Origin of the sequence: Agromyces sp. NPDC056389 (assembly GCF_042262385.1) — a bacterium.
Taxonomy (GTDB): domain Bacteria; phylum Actinomycetota; class Actinomycetes; order Actinomycetales; family Microbacteriaceae; genus Agromyces.
The window spans coordinates 1,190,023-1,203,169 of sequence record NZ_JBHJPN010000001.1 but is presented as its reverse complement, the minus strand read 5'-3'; the positions used below and the strand labels follow the sequence as shown (position 1 = coordinate 1,203,169).

General features: G+C 69.6%; 14 protein-coding genes. 10 read left to right on the top strand and 4 right to left on the bottom strand.

Annotation, left to right across the window (positions count from 1 at the left end; genetic code table 11):
• Positions 1 to 18: 18 nt before the first annotated feature.
• Positions 19 to 705, bottom strand: coding sequence for a DNA-binding response regulator (locus tag ACFCVM_RS05595; RefSeq protein WP_375834901.1), 687 nt, complete (start codon positions 703 to 705; stop codon positions 19 to 21).
• 78 nt (positions 706 to 783) lie between these two features.
• On the opposite strand from ACFCVM_RS05595, the gene ACFCVM_RS05590 reads away from it, so the two are divergent.
• From ACFCVM_RS05590 to ACFCVM_RS05575, 4 genes are all read left to right on the top strand, one after another.
• Complete coding sequence (locus ACFCVM_RS05590) at positions 784 to 1,095, top strand: hypothetical protein (protein ID WP_375834899.1); 312 nt, start codon at positions 784 to 786, stop codon at positions 1,093 to 1,095.
• 154 nt (positions 1,096 to 1,249) lie between these two features.
• Entirely contained in the window at positions 1,250 to 1,858 is a 609-nt protein-coding gene (locus ACFCVM_RS05585) for an FABP family protein (RefSeq protein WP_375834896.1), read from the top strand.
• Entirely contained in the window at positions 1,858 to 3,024 is a 1,167-nt protein-coding gene (locus tag ACFCVM_RS05580) for a YgfZ/GcvT domain-containing protein (RefSeq protein WP_375834894.1), read from the top strand. Before ACFCVM_RS05585 ends, ACFCVM_RS05580 begins: the two co-directional genes overlap by 1 nt.
• 41 nt (positions 3,025 to 3,065) lie before the next feature.
• Positions 3,066 to 3,812, top strand: coding sequence for a phosphoglyceromutase (locus tag ACFCVM_RS05575; protein ID WP_375834891.1), 747 nt, complete (start codon positions 3,066 to 3,068; stop codon positions 3,810 to 3,812).
• 66 nt (positions 3,813 to 3,878) lie between these two features.
• Here ACFCVM_RS05575 and phoU read toward each other — a convergent pair whose 3' ends face one another.
• The gene (gene phoU / locus ACFCVM_RS05570) at positions 3,879 to 4,538 is read right to left on the bottom strand and encodes a phosphate signaling complex protein PhoU (protein ID WP_375834888.1); all 660 of its coding nucleotides are present in this window, start codon (positions 4,536 to 4,538) and stop codon (positions 3,879 to 3,881) included.
• A 184-nt stretch (positions 4,539 to 4,722) separates the two neighbouring features.
• Between phoU and ACFCVM_RS05565 the strand changes: the two genes are divergently transcribed.
• Both ACFCVM_RS05565 and ACFCVM_RS05560 read left to right on the top strand, forming a co-directional pair.
• Positions 4,723 to 5,907 carry a sensor histidine kinase gene (locus tag ACFCVM_RS05565; protein WP_375834886.1) on the top strand — a complete coding sequence of 395 codons (1,185 nt, stop codon included), beginning with the start codon at positions 4,723 to 4,725 and terminating at the stop codon, positions 5,905 to 5,907.
• Entirely contained in the window at positions 5,904 to 6,584 is a 681-nt protein-coding gene (locus tag ACFCVM_RS05560) for a winged helix-turn-helix domain-containing protein (RefSeq protein WP_375834884.1), read from the top strand. The genes ACFCVM_RS05565 and ACFCVM_RS05560 overlap by 4 nt, the downstream gene beginning before the upstream one ends.
• A 100-nt stretch (positions 6,585 to 6,684) precedes the next feature.
• Here the strand turns inward: ACFCVM_RS05560 and ACFCVM_RS05555 are convergent, their stop codons facing one another.
• The gene (locus ACFCVM_RS05555; protein WP_375834882.1) at positions 6,685 to 7,167 is read right to left on the bottom strand and encodes a hypothetical protein; all 483 of its coding nucleotides are present in this window, start codon (positions 7,165 to 7,167) and stop codon (positions 6,685 to 6,687) included.
• Between the two features lie 156 nt (positions 7,168 to 7,323).
• Here ACFCVM_RS05555 and ACFCVM_RS05550 point away from each other — a divergent pair, with 156 nt between their 5' ends.
• The 4 genes from ACFCVM_RS05550 to rlmB are packed head-to-tail and all read left to right on the top strand — an operon-like array spanning position 7,324 to position 11,597.
• A complete protein-coding gene (locus tag ACFCVM_RS05550; RefSeq protein WP_022889889.1) occupies positions 7,324 to 7,806 on the top strand; it encodes a CarD family transcriptional regulator in 483 nt (160 codons plus the stop codon).
• A 28-nt stretch (positions 7,807 to 7,834) separates the two neighbouring features.
• Positions 7,835 to 9,109 carry a 2-C-methyl-D-erythritol 4-phosphate cytidylyltransferase gene (gene ispD / locus ACFCVM_RS05545; RefSeq protein WP_375836664.1) on the top strand — a complete coding sequence of 425 codons (1,275 nt, stop codon included), beginning with the start codon at positions 7,835 to 7,837 and terminating at the stop codon, positions 9,107 to 9,109.
• A gap of 44 nt (positions 9,110 to 9,153) precedes the next feature.
• Positions 9,154 to 10,578 (top strand): cysteine--tRNA ligase, encoded by a 1,425-nt coding sequence (cysS, locus tag ACFCVM_RS05540; RefSeq protein ID WP_375834879.1) that lies wholly within the window; start codon positions 9,154 to 9,156, stop codon positions 10,576 to 10,578.
• A complete protein-coding gene (gene rlmB / locus ACFCVM_RS05535; RefSeq protein ID WP_375834877.1) occupies positions 10,575 to 11,597 on the top strand; it encodes a 23S rRNA (guanosine(2251)-2'-O)-methyltransferase RlmB in 1,023 nt (340 codons plus the stop codon). Before cysS ends, rlmB begins: the two co-directional genes overlap by 4 nt.
• Positions 11,598 to 11,687: 90 nt before the next feature.
• Here the strand turns inward: rlmB and ACFCVM_RS05530 are convergent, their stop codons facing one another.
• Positions 11,688 to 13,010 (bottom strand): DUF4032 domain-containing protein, encoded by a 1,323-nt coding sequence (locus ACFCVM_RS05530; RefSeq protein WP_375834875.1) that lies wholly within the window; start codon positions 13,008 to 13,010, stop codon positions 11,688 to 11,690.
• Positions 13,011 to 13,147: the final 137 nt, after the last annotated feature.

Sequence of the window (13,147 nt, the reverse complement as noted above, 5' to 3'; positions counted from 1 at the left end):
CGCCAGATGAGGTATTGGTCAACGGGCGGTGACGGGTGCGTCTTCGTCGTCTTCGTGCACGTTGAAGCGGTAGCCGACGTTGCGCACCGTGCCGATGAGGCTGTCGAGGTCGCCGAGCTTGGCGCGCAGCCGCCGCACGTGCACGTCGACCGTTCGCGTGCCGCCGAAGTAGTCGTAGCCCCAGACCTCGCTGAGCAGTTGTTCGCGGGTGAAGACGCGCGACGGATGCGCGGCGAGGAAGCGGAGCAGCTCGAACTCCTTGTAGGTGAGGTCGAGTGTGCGACCGTGCACCTTCGCGGAGTAGCTCGCCTCGTCGATCACGACGCCGGAGGTCTGGATGCGCTCGCTCGGCTGCGACGATTGCGATCGCCCGATCGCGAGTCGGATGCGGGCATCGAGTTCTGCGGGGCCGGCATGTTCGAGCACGACGTCGTCGATGCCCCAGTCGGGCGTGACCGCGGTGAGTCCGCCCTCGGTGACGATCAGCACGAGCGGCACCGAGAGTCCGGTGGTGCGGAGGATCTGCGAGAGCGCCTTCGCGCCGGTGAGATTGGTGCGGGCGTCGAGGAAGACGAGATCGGATTCCGGCGCTCTGACCAGCTGCTCAGGCGAAGCGGGAATGATCCGCGTTCGGTGAGTCAGGAGTGACAGGGCCGGAAGAACATCATCGTTGGCTGCCGGCGACAAGATCAGCAGCTGCGCCACGCATACCCTCCAGTAGTAAGGTGCGGTCAATACTACGGGACGCGATGAGGCGCTCCGCGACACGAACGGGGAGACGTTTTGGATCAGACCGACACGAGCAGCGGATGGCTCGGGATCGCCGTCGTCTGGGCGATCGCGCTCATCGGCGCCGTCGTGGTCGTGACGCTCGCCTACACGGGAACCGCCGCGTGGTTCGGGGACGGCTCGCGGCTCGGCGTCTACGGTGCGCTCGGCATCGTGCTCGCGGCATCCGTCATCGGAGCGCTCATCGTGCAGCTCGCGACACGACGCCCCGTGGGCTTCGTGCTCCGCGTCAGCTGGAGCATCACCGGCGCCGCGGCGATCGTCGCGATCGCCGCTCTCGTGGTCGCGCCCATCGCGACGTCGTGAGCGGGATACACTCGAAGCATGTCTGAGCTGCTCGCCCTCGAACTCCTCTTCATCGGCCTGCTCGGTCTCGCGAGCCTCGCGATCGCGTGGATCAGCGGCGTGGTCGTCTACAAGCTCTTCAAGGGCCAGCGCTAGGTGCTGTGAGAACGTGGCGATGATCGAGCTGCCCGTCGACCTCCCGGCCGAGCTCGTGCCGCTCTCCTGGCTCCTCGGAGTCTGGGAGGGGTCGGGCGTCATCGACTACACGGTCGGCGACGAATCGGTCACCCACGAGTTCGGACAGCGCGTCAGCTTCAGCCACGACGGCCTGCCGCACTTGAACTACACCTCGTACACGTGGCTGTTCCCCGCGGAAGAGGGCGGCGAACCGACCCCGCTCGTCACCGAGACCGGGTACTGGCGGCTCGCCCGCGAGCTCGGCGACGGCGACCAGGGCCCCGGCATGCTGCCGGCGATCGGCGAACCCCGATTCACCGATGCCGAGTCGGTCGAGACGCTGCGCAACGCCGACGGCGGGTTCGACGTCGAAGTATCGCTCGTGCACCCCGGCGGTGTCAGCGAGCTCTATCTCGGCCAGGTCAAGGGACCGCGCATCGACCTCGCGACCGACGCGGTCATGCGGGGGAGCGGCGCGAAGGACTACTCGGCGGCGACGCGCCTCTACGGACTCGTCGACGGCCACCTGCTCTGGGCGTGGGACATCGCCGCCCTCGGCCAAGAACTGCGCACCCACGCGTCGGCCCGACTCGCGAAGGTCGACTGATGACCGAATCCCCGTTCCTGGCGCTCCCCGGGGCCGTCGCAGCACCGGCCGACGGCGTCGACCTCGGCGTCGCCGGTCACTACGGCAACCCGATCATCGAGCAGCGCCACCTCGAGCGCGGTGCGGCGATCGTCGATCTGTCGAACCGCGGCGTCGTGACCGTGAGCGGTCCCGACCGCCTGTCGTGGCTGCACTCCATGGCGAGTCAGGCGCTCGCTCGACTGCAGCCGGGCGAGAGCACCGAGGCGTTGCTGCTCGACGCCTCGGGCCGGGTCGAGCACGCTGCCCACGTGATCGACGACGGCGAGACGACCTGGCTCATCGTCGAGGGCGACGAGGCAGCCGCGGTCGCCGCCTTCCTCGACCGCATGCGCTTCATGCTCCGCGTCGAGGTCGCCGACGCGAGCGGCGACGTCGCCGTGCTCGGCGCCATGTCGACGGCGGCGCTCGACGCCGCGACACCGGCCTTCGCCCCGGCAGGCGTCGCGCTCGACTGGGTCGACCCCTGGGCGCACCCGGGCCCCGGCGGGTACCAGTACGCCCACGACGCGGGCCACCCGGCAGCCGAGTGGCACTGGATCGAACGCATCGTGCCGCGCAGCTCGCTCGCCGCCGCCGCCGCCGCCGTGCGTGCCGGCACGGTCGATGCCGCGGGCTCGCTCGCCGCCGAGGCACTGCGCGTCGCCGCCTGGCGCCCACGGCTCGCGACCGAGGTCGACGAGCGCACCATCCCGCACGAGCTCGATTGGCTCCGCAGCGCCGTCGACCTCGGCAAGGGGTGCTACAAGGGCCAGGAGACCGTCGCCAAGGTGCTGAACCTCGGCCGCCCGCCGCGCCGACTCGTGCTGCTCCACCTCGACGGCAGCGACACCGTGCTGCCGGCGCCGGGCGACGAGGTCGTCGGCGAGAAGGTGCGTCCCGAGCCGGCTGCCGGCGAGGAGCCCGAGCGCAAGGTCGTCGGCCGCATCACGACGGCCGTCATGCACCACGAGCTCGGGCCGGTCGCGTTGGCCGTCGTGAAGCGCGCCGTGCCCAGCGATCTGCCGCTCATCGTGCTGAGCCACGGCGTCGAGGTCGCGGCCGCGCAGGTCGAGATCGTTCCGGCCGACTCCGGCGCCGCGGTCGAGGTGCCGCGGCTTCCGCGCCTCGGCGTGCACAAGCGGTAACCTCGCGCCGGCGACGGATGCCCCGCCGCTAGGCTGGTCGCATGCCTCACACCCTCGTGCTGCTTCGCCACGGCAACAGCGAATGGAACCAGAAGAACCTGTTCACCGGTTGGGTCGACGTGCGGCTCAGCGAACTCGGCACGGCCGAGGCGGCGCGCGCCGGCGAGCTGCTCGCCGAGTCGAACCTGCTGCCCGACGTGCTGCACACCTCGGTGCTCACGCGAGCGATCCAGACGGCGAACATCGCCCTCGACGTCGCCGACCGCGCGTGGATCGACGTGCGTCGTTCCTGGCGTCTCAACGAGCGCCACTACGGCGCCCTGCAGGGCCTCGACAAGGCCGAGACGCTCGAGAAGTACGGCCCCGAGCAGTTCCAGCTCTGGCGTCGCTCGTTCGACGTGCCGCCGCCGGTGCTGGCCGACGACGCCGAGTACTCGCAGGTCGGCGACCCGCGGTACGCGAACCTGTCCGACGACGAGCTGCCCCGCACCGAGTGCCTGAAAGACGTCATCGCGCGCATGCTGCCGTACTGGGAGGAGGGCATCGTGCCCGACCTCGCGGCCGGCAAGACGGTGCTCGTGACCGCGCACGGCAACTCGTTGCGCGCCCTCGTGAAGCACCTCGACGGCATCAGCGACGACGAGATCGCCGAGCTCAACATCCCGACCGGCATCCCGCTGGTCTACCGCCTCGGCGACGACTTCATGCCGCTCGGCCCGGGCGAGTACCTCGACCCCGAGGCCGCTGCCGCCGGCGCTGCCGCCGTGGCGGCGCAGGGCAAGAAGTAGCTCCGGCTCGCGCGTTCGACGAAGGCCCGGCGGATGTCGCATCCGCCGGGCCTTCTCGCACTCGCGTCAGAGTGCCGACTTCTCGGGGTCCCAGTCGCCCGTGGCGAGGTACTGCACCTTCTTCGCGATCGAGACCGCGTGGTCGGCGAAGCGCTCGTGGTACCGGCTCGCGAGCGTGGCGTCGACGGTGTCGACGGCCTCGCCCTTCCAGGTCTCTCCGAGCACCTTGTCGAACACCTGCAGGTGCAGGGCGTCGATCTTGTCGTCCTCGTTCCGGATCTCCTCGGCGAGGTGCACGTCCTCGGTGCGAAGGAGCTCCACGAGTCGGCGCGCGATCTCGACGTCGAGGCGGCCCATCTCGGCGAACGTGGGCCGGAGCGACTTCGGCACCACCTTGTCGGGGAAGCGGTAGCGGGCGAGCTGTGCGATGTGGGTCGACATGTCGCCCATGCGCTCGAGCGAGGCGCTGATGCGCAATGCGCTGACGACGATGCGCAGATCTCGCGCGACCGGCTGCTGACGCGCGAGGATCGTGATCGCGAGCTCGTCGAGTGCGACGGTCTCCTGGTCGATGTGGTCGTCGTCGGCGATCACCTCCTCGGCCAGGCTCACGTTGGACTCGTTGAAGGCCCGCGTCGCCTTGTCGATCGAATCGGCGACGAGCCCGGCGAGCCCGACGAGCCCTTCCTGCACTTCGCGCAGTTCCTGCTGGAACACCTCACGCATGTCTTCGGATCCTTGTCTGTTCTGGCCCGTGCCGGGCGCGGACGTGCCCGGGCATTCCGGCCCTCGGGACATCCTCCCGGCGGAAGATGAACAACAGGTGCCGGGATTCTGAATAGTCGTTAACGTACCGCCGCACAGGCGGCCAACGGCGAATCCGCCCCGAACCGCTGGTTAGTGTTGAGGCATGGACTCCACCTGGTCGGTGCTCACCGCGCTGGCCTTCGGCATCTTCCTCGGCGCCGCATTCATGATCGTGCTGCACATGGCCGAGCGTCGCGGCTCGAGCGCTGCGAAGGTCGTCGCACCGACGATCCCCGACGGGGTCGACCAGGTGCTCGACGTGCTCGAGTCGGCGGGAGTCGTGCTCGATCCGTCGAACAACGTGCTCCGCGCCTCGCCGGGCGCCCTCGCGATGGGGCTCGTGCGCCAGCAGTCGCTCGTGCATCCCGAGCTGCTCGAGCTCGCGGCATCCGTTCGCCGCGGCGGCGAGCCGCTCGTCGACGAGGTGACCGTGGCGCGCGGGCCGTTCGGCGACTCGACCATGCGCCTGCACGTGCGCGTCGCCCGGCTCGGCACCCGCTTCGTGCTGCTGCTCGCCGAGGACCGCACCGAGGCGCACCGGCTCGACGAGGTGCGTCGCGACTTCGTCGCCAACATCAGTCACGAGCTCAAGACGCCGATCGCGTCGGTGAGCCTGCTCGCCGAAGCACTCGACCAGGCCGCCGATGAGCCCGAACAGGTCCGCCGCTTCGCCGGCCGCCTCTCGGTCGAGGCCGCGCGCCTCGCGCACATCACGAGCGAGGTGATCGAACTCTCGCGGCTGCAGGCGCGCGATGCACTCCGGCCCGACCGGCTCGTGCGTGTCGATCGGGTCATCGCCGCTGCGGTCGACCAGAACCGCGTCGTCGCCGGCGGCAAGCAGGTCGAGGTCGCCGTGCGCGCATCGACCAAGGCCGAGGTCTACGGCGACCAGGCGCTCCTCATCGTCGCGGTGCACAACCTCATCGCCAACGCGATCGCCTACTCGAACCCCGGCGGCAGGGTCGGCGTCGGCGCGAAGGTCGACGGCGACGTCGTCGAGATCGCGGTCACCGACCAGGGCATCGGCATCGAGGCCGAGGAGCTCGAGCGCGTGTTCGAGCGGTTCTACCGCGTCGATCAGGCGCGCTCCCGCAACACCGGCGGCTCGGGCCTCGGCCTCAGCATCGTCAAGCACACCGTGCAGAACCACGGCGGCGACGTGCGTGTGTGGTCGCAGCCGGGTCGCGGTTCGACCTTCATGATCCGACTGCCGCGCGCCGAGGCTGCGATCGAACCAGATTCCGACGGTCGCGAGACCGATTCCATTGAACGAGGAGACCGTACGTGACCCGCATCCTGCTCGTCGAAGACGAGATCGCGCTGAGCGACCCGCTGAGCTTCCTGCTCGAACGAGAGGGCTACGAGGTGGAGGTCGCGGCCGACGGTCCGTCGGCCGTCGAGGCCTTCGACCGATCGGGCGCCGACCTCGTCCTGCTCGATCTCATGCTGCCCGGGCTGCCCGGCACCGAGGTGTGCCGCGAGATCCGGAACCGTTCGACGGTGCCGATAATCATGCTCACGGCGAAGGACTCCGAGATCGACATCGTCGTCGGCCTCGAGCTCGGTGCCGACGACTACGTCACGAAGCCGTACTCGACCCGTGAACTGCTCGCGCGCATCCGGGCGGTGCTGCGCCGCCGCATCGAGATCGAGGACTTCGACGAGGCCGTCATCGAGGGCGGTCGGGTGCGCATGGACGTCGACCGGCACACGGTCGAGGTCGACGGCGAGCCGGTGCCCATGCCGCTCAAGGAATTCGAGTTGCTCGAGCTCCTCATGCGCAACCCCGGCCGGGTGCTCACCCGTGGCCAGCTCATCGATCGCGTGTGGGGTTCCGACTACTTCGGCGACACGAAGACCCTCGACGTGCACATCAAGCGCATCCGCTCGAAGATCGAGCAGCAGCCGTCGGAACCGGTGCAGCTCGTCACCGTGCGCGGCCTCGGATACCGATTCGAGTCCTGAGCGGACGAGCCGAACCTGTCCGGACGAGCCGAACCTGAGCGGACACGCGAAACGGGTGGGATGCCGAAGCATCCCACCCGTTCACGTCTGTTCGCCGCGGCTACGGAACGAGGTTCTCGTACTCGGGGAGCCGGCCGTCGAGCACCGGGATGAGCTTCTCGACGCCTTCGGCGCCGGTGTACTCGAAGAACATCGGCAGGAATTCGCCGGGCAGGGTGTCGATGCCCTCGAGCACGATCGGCTCGACCTCATCGGTGCCCTCGACGTCGTCGACGCCGAAGACCACCTGGGAACCGGCCTCGACCTCGATGGTCTGGGCTTCGCTGCCGCCCTCGCCGAACTGCACGTCGAGCGAGACGTCTTCGGTGCCGTTGTTGACGACCGTCATGACGAGCGTGCCGTCGACGCCGTCGTCGGAGACGACGAGGACGTTGCGGAGGTCGAGCTGGCCGACGTCGACCGAGACGCCGTCGCTGGCGTCGTAGTGCTCGGTCGTCGCCTGGTAGGTGACCATCGAGCAACCGCTCGCGCCGAGCGCGATGCCGATGGCCAGAGCAGCGGATGCCGCGAGACGCGCCTTCACAGAACCTCCAAGTGCGTGGTGCGCACGAGCGGAGGCCCGGGCGCGAAGGGATCGCACCGAGCATATCGTACGAGCCGCGCCCGCCTCGAGAGGGGGCGGAACCTTAGCATGATCCCGAATGTGATATCCTGATAGTTGCCGAAAGGACATCTATTCATGCTTTTTGAGGTTGGCGAAACCGTCGTTTACCCCCACCACGGTGCCGCAACGATCACCGAGGTCAAGAAACGCATCATCAAGGGTGAAGAGAAGCTCTACCTCAAGCTGAACGTCACGCAGGGCGACCTCGTCATCGAGGTGCCCGCTGAGAACGTCGACCTGGTCGGCGTTCGCGACGTCATCGGCAAAGAGGGCCTCGACAAGGTCTTCGAGGTGCTGCGCGCCCCCTTCACCGAGGAACCGACCAACTGGTCGCGTCGTTACAAGGCGAACCTCGAGAAGCTCGCATCGGGTGACGTGATCAAGGTCTCGGAGGTCGTGCGCGACCTGTGGCGCCGCGATCAGGACCGCGGGCTCTCTGCAGGCGAGAAGCGAATGCTCGCCAAGGCTCGTCAGATTCTCATCTCCGAGCTCGCGCTCGCAGAGAAGACCGACGAAGAGGCGGCTTCGACCGTTCTCGACGAGGTCCTCGCCTCGTAGCGGGAGTCTTCACGAACGGCGGGTGCCCATGCACCCGCCGTTCGTCGTTTCTGCGGCGGTCTCGGCGCCCGAGTACGCTCGAACCGTGAGTTCTGCGATCGCCGTCATCGTCGTCGCCGCGGGCAGCGGCACCCGGCTCGGGCATGTCGAGCCGAAGGCGTTCGTGCCCCTCGGCTCCGGCACGGTGCTCTCCGTCGCCGTCGATTCCGTGCTCGGCATGCTCGAAACGCCGCACCTCGTGCTCGTGGTGCCTGGAGAGCGCGTCGAGTCGACGCGGGCTCGTTTCGCACCCATCGCCGCGGCGTCGACCGCGGTGCTCGACGTCGTGCCGGGCGGAGCGACGCGGCAGGAGTCCGTCGCGAACGGCCTCGCGGTGCTCCCCGCCGGCGTCGACGTCGTGCTCGTGCACGATGCCGCTCGCGCGCTCGCGCCCGCCCTGCTCTTCGACGAGGTCGTCGGCGCCGTCCGCGCGCGGCGACGCGGCATCGTGCCCGCGCTCGACGTCGTCGACACCGTCAAGCGCGTCTCCGACGACGGCCGTGTGCTCGAGACCGTCGATCGCTCCAGCCTCCGAGCAGTGCAGACACCGCAGGGGTTTCCGCGCGCCTCGCTCGACCACGCATACGCCACGGCGCACGGCGAGTTCACGGACGACGCGGCGCTCGTGGCATCCACCGGCCTGGTCGTCGACGCCGTGCCCGGCGATGTGCGGGCGTTCAAGATCACCGTGCCCGCCGACCTGCACCGCGCCGAGCAGCTGGTCACCGAGGCAGCCGGTCGGGTGGCCGTCGACGCGGACGGGTCCGCGACGTCGCCCGCCCGGCTCTGGCCGCGAGTCGGCACGGGCAGCGATGTGCACGCCTTCACCGACGACGCGTCGACGCCGCTCTGGCTCGCGGGCCTCGAGTGGCCGGGCGAACGCGGTCTCTCGGGGCACTCCGACGGTGACGCGGCGGCGCACGCGATCTGCGACGCCATGCTCGCGGCCGCGGGCCTCGGCGACGTCGGCCAGGTGTTCGGCACGACCGACGCGCGGTTCGCCGGAGCCCACGGCGAGGTGTTCCTCGCCGAGACCCGGCGCCTCGTCGAGGCTGCAGGATGGCGCGTCGGCAACGTGTCGGTGCAGATCGTCGGCAATCGCCCGAAGCTCGCACCGCGTCGGGTCGAGGCCGAGGCGCTGCTCTCGCGCGTACTGGACGCACCGGTGAGCGTCGCAGCGACGACGAGCGACGGGCTGGGGTTCACGGGTCGCGGCGAGGGCGTCGCCGCCATCGCGACCGCGATGCTCGTACCGCGCGGCTGAACCGCTGCGCAGGGGCGGACACGCCCGGCCGGTAGGCTTGGCGGGTGACCGTGCGACTCTACGACTCGAAGGCTCAGGCCCTGCGCGATTTCGCGCCCCTGCGCGATGGGCGCGTCGGCATGTACGTCTGCGGTCCGACCGTGCAGTCGAGCCCGCACATCGGGCACCTCCGCAGCGCCCTCGTCTACGACATCATGCGGCGGTGGTTCGCACATCGCGGCAACGACGTCGTGTTCGTGCGCAACGTCACCGACATCGACGACAAGATCTTGAACGCGGCCACCGACAACGGCACCGACGAGCAGTGGTGGGCGTTGGCCTACCGTGTCGAGCTCGAGTTCACGGCCGCCTATTCCTCGCTCGGCATCATGGCGCCCACGTACGAGCCGCGGGCGACCGCGAGCGTCTCGCAGATGCAGCAGCTCATTGCGCGGCTCATCGAACGCGGCCACGCATATGCGGCAGCGGATGACTCGGGCGACGTCTACTTCGACACCGGGAGCTGGCCGGCCTACGGCGAACTCACCCGCCAGGCCCGCGACAACATGGAGGCCGCGGCCGATGCCGACCCGCGGGGCAAGCGCGACCCCCGCGACTTCGCGCTCTGGAAGGGGCGCAAGGCGTCCGAACCCGACTCGGCGAGCTGGGCGTCGCCGTGGGGCGACGGCCGCCCGGGCTGGCACATCGAGTGCTCCGCCATGGCGGCTCGATACCTCGGCACCGAATTCGACATCCACGGGGGCGGCCTCGACCTGCGCTTCCCCCATCACGAGAACGAACTCGCCCAGTCGACCGCGGCCGGCGACGGCTACGCCCGGTACTGGGTGCACAACGGCCTCGTGAACATCGGCGGGCAGAAGATGTCGAAGTCGCTCGGCAATTCCGTCTACGCGGCCGAGCTCTTCGAGCTCGCATCGCCCCTCGCGGTGCGCTACCTGCTCGGCGCGGCCCACTACCGGTCGACGCTCGACTACGCGCCGGGCTCGCTCCTCGAGGCCGAGGCGGCCGTCGATCGCATCCGCGGCTTCCTCACACGCGTCGAACGGCGCCTCGCCGGCACCAGGTTCGCGGGTGTCGGTGCTCCCGTCATCCCCGACGCGTTCGCCTCGGCGATGGACGACGACCTGGGCGTGCCGCAGGCGCTCGCCGTGCTGCACGACACCGTGCGCGCCGGCAACCAGGCGCTCGACGCCGAAGAGCTGCACGACGCCGCAGTGGCACACGGACAGGTCGCGGCCATGGTCGAGGTGCTCGGCATCGACCCGAGGGACCCGCACTGGGCGACGGCCGACTCGGGCCCCGCGGCATCAGCGCTCGACGCACTCGTCACGCGCCTCATCGAAGACCGACAGGCTGCGCGCGAGTCGAGGGACTACGCTGCCGCAGACCGCATCCGCGCCGAACTCTCGGCAGCGGGCATCACCATCGAAGACAGTTCGACCGGAACGCATTGGAGCTTGGGACTATGAAGGGCAGCAGCGGCAAGTCGCGCGCCGGAGCCGTGCGGAAGGCGAAGAACAAGCAGGTCGGCTCGGGCGGCCAGGGGCGTCAGGCCCTCGAGGGCAAGGGGCCGACCCCGAAGGCCGAAGACCGTGCCTGGCACCCCGCCGGCAAGAAGAAGGCGGCGCAGGAGCGCTACAGCGCGAGCGGCGGCAAGCGCGTCGCCGGCCAGGGCTCGGGCCAGCGGCCCGGCGCCCCGCGCGGTGCGTCCGGTGCGGCTCGACGGGCGAAGACGGGCGACGAGTCCGAGATCGTGACCGGTCGCAACTCCGTCGTCGAGGCGCTGCGCGCCCGCATCCCGGCCACGACCCTCTACGTCGCGGCGCGTGTCGAGATGGACGACCGCGTGCGCGAGGCGATGAAGGTCGCCACCAATCGCGGCATCCCGATCCTCGAGGTCATGCGCCCCGAACTCGACCGGCTCGCCGGCGAGGGCGGCGTGCACCAGGGCCTCGCGCTCAAGGTGCCGCCGTACGAGTACGCGCACCCCATCGAATTGCTCGACGAGGTGCTCGCTCGCGACGAGACGCCGCTCTTCGTGGCACTCGACGGCATCACCGACCCCCGCAACCTCGGTGCGATCCTGCGCTCGACCGGCGCGTTCGGCGGACAGGGCGTCATCGTTCCGCAGCGCCGCTCGGTGGGCGTGAACGCGGCTGCCTGGAAGACCTCCGCCGGTGCTGCGGCGCGCGTGCCCGTCGCCATGGCGCCGAACCTCACGCAGACCCTCAAGGCGCTGAAGGAGCGCGGCGTCTTCGTGCTCGGACTCGACGGTGGCGGCGACGTCTCGCTGCCCGGGCTCAGCTGGGCCGATCGCCCGATCGTGATCGTCGTCGGCAGCGAGGGCAAGGGGCTCTCGCGTCTCGTCGCCGAGACCTGCGACGCGATCGTCTCGATCCCGATCTCCGCCTCGACGGAGTCGCTCAACGCGGGCATCGCGGCATCCGTCACGCTCTACGAGATCTCGAAGCTCCGCGCCGACGGCTGAGCGCTCCGAGCGGCACCGGCGAGCGGTCGCTCGTCGGTGTCGCCCCGGTCGTGCCATCCGATCGCGCGAACAGGCGAGCGGATGCCGCGATCAGACGTTCGCGCGCCAGTCGCCGTCGTCGTCGGGGTCGAGCGCGGCGAACGCCGCCGTATCGGTCGACGGGATCGTCTCGATCGGCGACGTGAACGCCCCGGTCGGCGGCCCGATCACGGTCGCCTCGTCGCGCCGGTGACGCAGCACGGTGTTGATGTACGAGCTCACGGCCTCGGCGAGCGGGATGTCGTGGCCCACCTGCTGCGCGAGGAACCAACGGTGATCGAGCAACTGGTGGAAGACCTCCGCCGGCTCGAGCTTGCCTCGGAGCTCGAGCGGGATCGCTCGCACGACGGGTTCGAACACGCGCATGAGCCACTCGTGCGCGACCATCTCCTCATCGAGTTCGGTCTTGCCGTACGCCGCCCGGTAGGAATCGAGGTCGTTGAGGAGTCGCCGGGCCTGGTTCTCGCCGGCGTCGAGGCCGGTGAGCCGAAGCAGGCGGCGCTGATGGTGGCCGGCGTCGACGACCTTCGGCTGGATGCGCACCGTCGTGCCCGATTCGTCCGTCTTGATCGCGAGCTCTTCGATGTCGAAGCCGAGCTCGTTGAGCCGGTTGACGCGCTCGTTGATGCGCCAGCGCTCCGCGCTCGAGAACGACTCGGAACCGGTGAGTTCGAGCCAGAGGCTGCGGTACGCCTCGACGATGCCGTTCGAGATGTTGACGGGGTCGAGTTCGTCGGCGACCTTGCCGCCCGCCTCGAGGTCGAGGAGCTCGCCGGCGATGTTCACGCGGGCGATCTCGAGGTCGTTCTCGCGCTGGCCGTTCGAGAGGCCGCCCTCGTAGAGCTTGCCGGTCTCGGCGTCGACGAGGTATGCGGCGAACGCACCGGCGTCGCGGCGGAAGAGGGTGTTCGAGAGCGACACGTCGCCCCAGAAGAAGCCGACGATGTGCAGGCGCACGAGCAGCACCGCGAGGGCGTCGACGAGTCGCGTCGCCGTGTCGGGTCGCAGCGTCTGGGAGAACAGCGCCCGGTAGGGGAGCGAGAATCGCAGGTGCCGGGTGACCAGCACGGGCTTCAGCGCATCGCCTTCGGCATCGGTGCGGTTGGTGATGACGGCGACCGGCTCGACGCACGGGATGTCGAGGCGCTGCAGCGTGCGCAGCATCTCGTACTCGCCCTTGGCCATCTCGGCCGTCGTCTCCTTGATCGCCACGATGTGCGCGCCGAGGTGGGCGAAACGCACGAGGTGGCGCGAGATGCCCTTCGGCAGCGCCGCGATCGTCTCGTTCGGCCATGCCTCGAGCGGGAGGTCCCACGGGAGGTCGAGGAGTGCCGGGTCGGCCATGGCCGACGTGATGGAGAGTGAGCCGCTCATTTGTGCCTCAGCGTAGTCGGATCGGGCAGCATCGAATCGGCGTGATGGAGAGTGAGCCGCTCATTTGTGCCTCAGCGTAGTCGGATCGGGCAGCATCGAATCGGCGTGATGGAGAGTGAGCCGCTCATTTGTGCCTC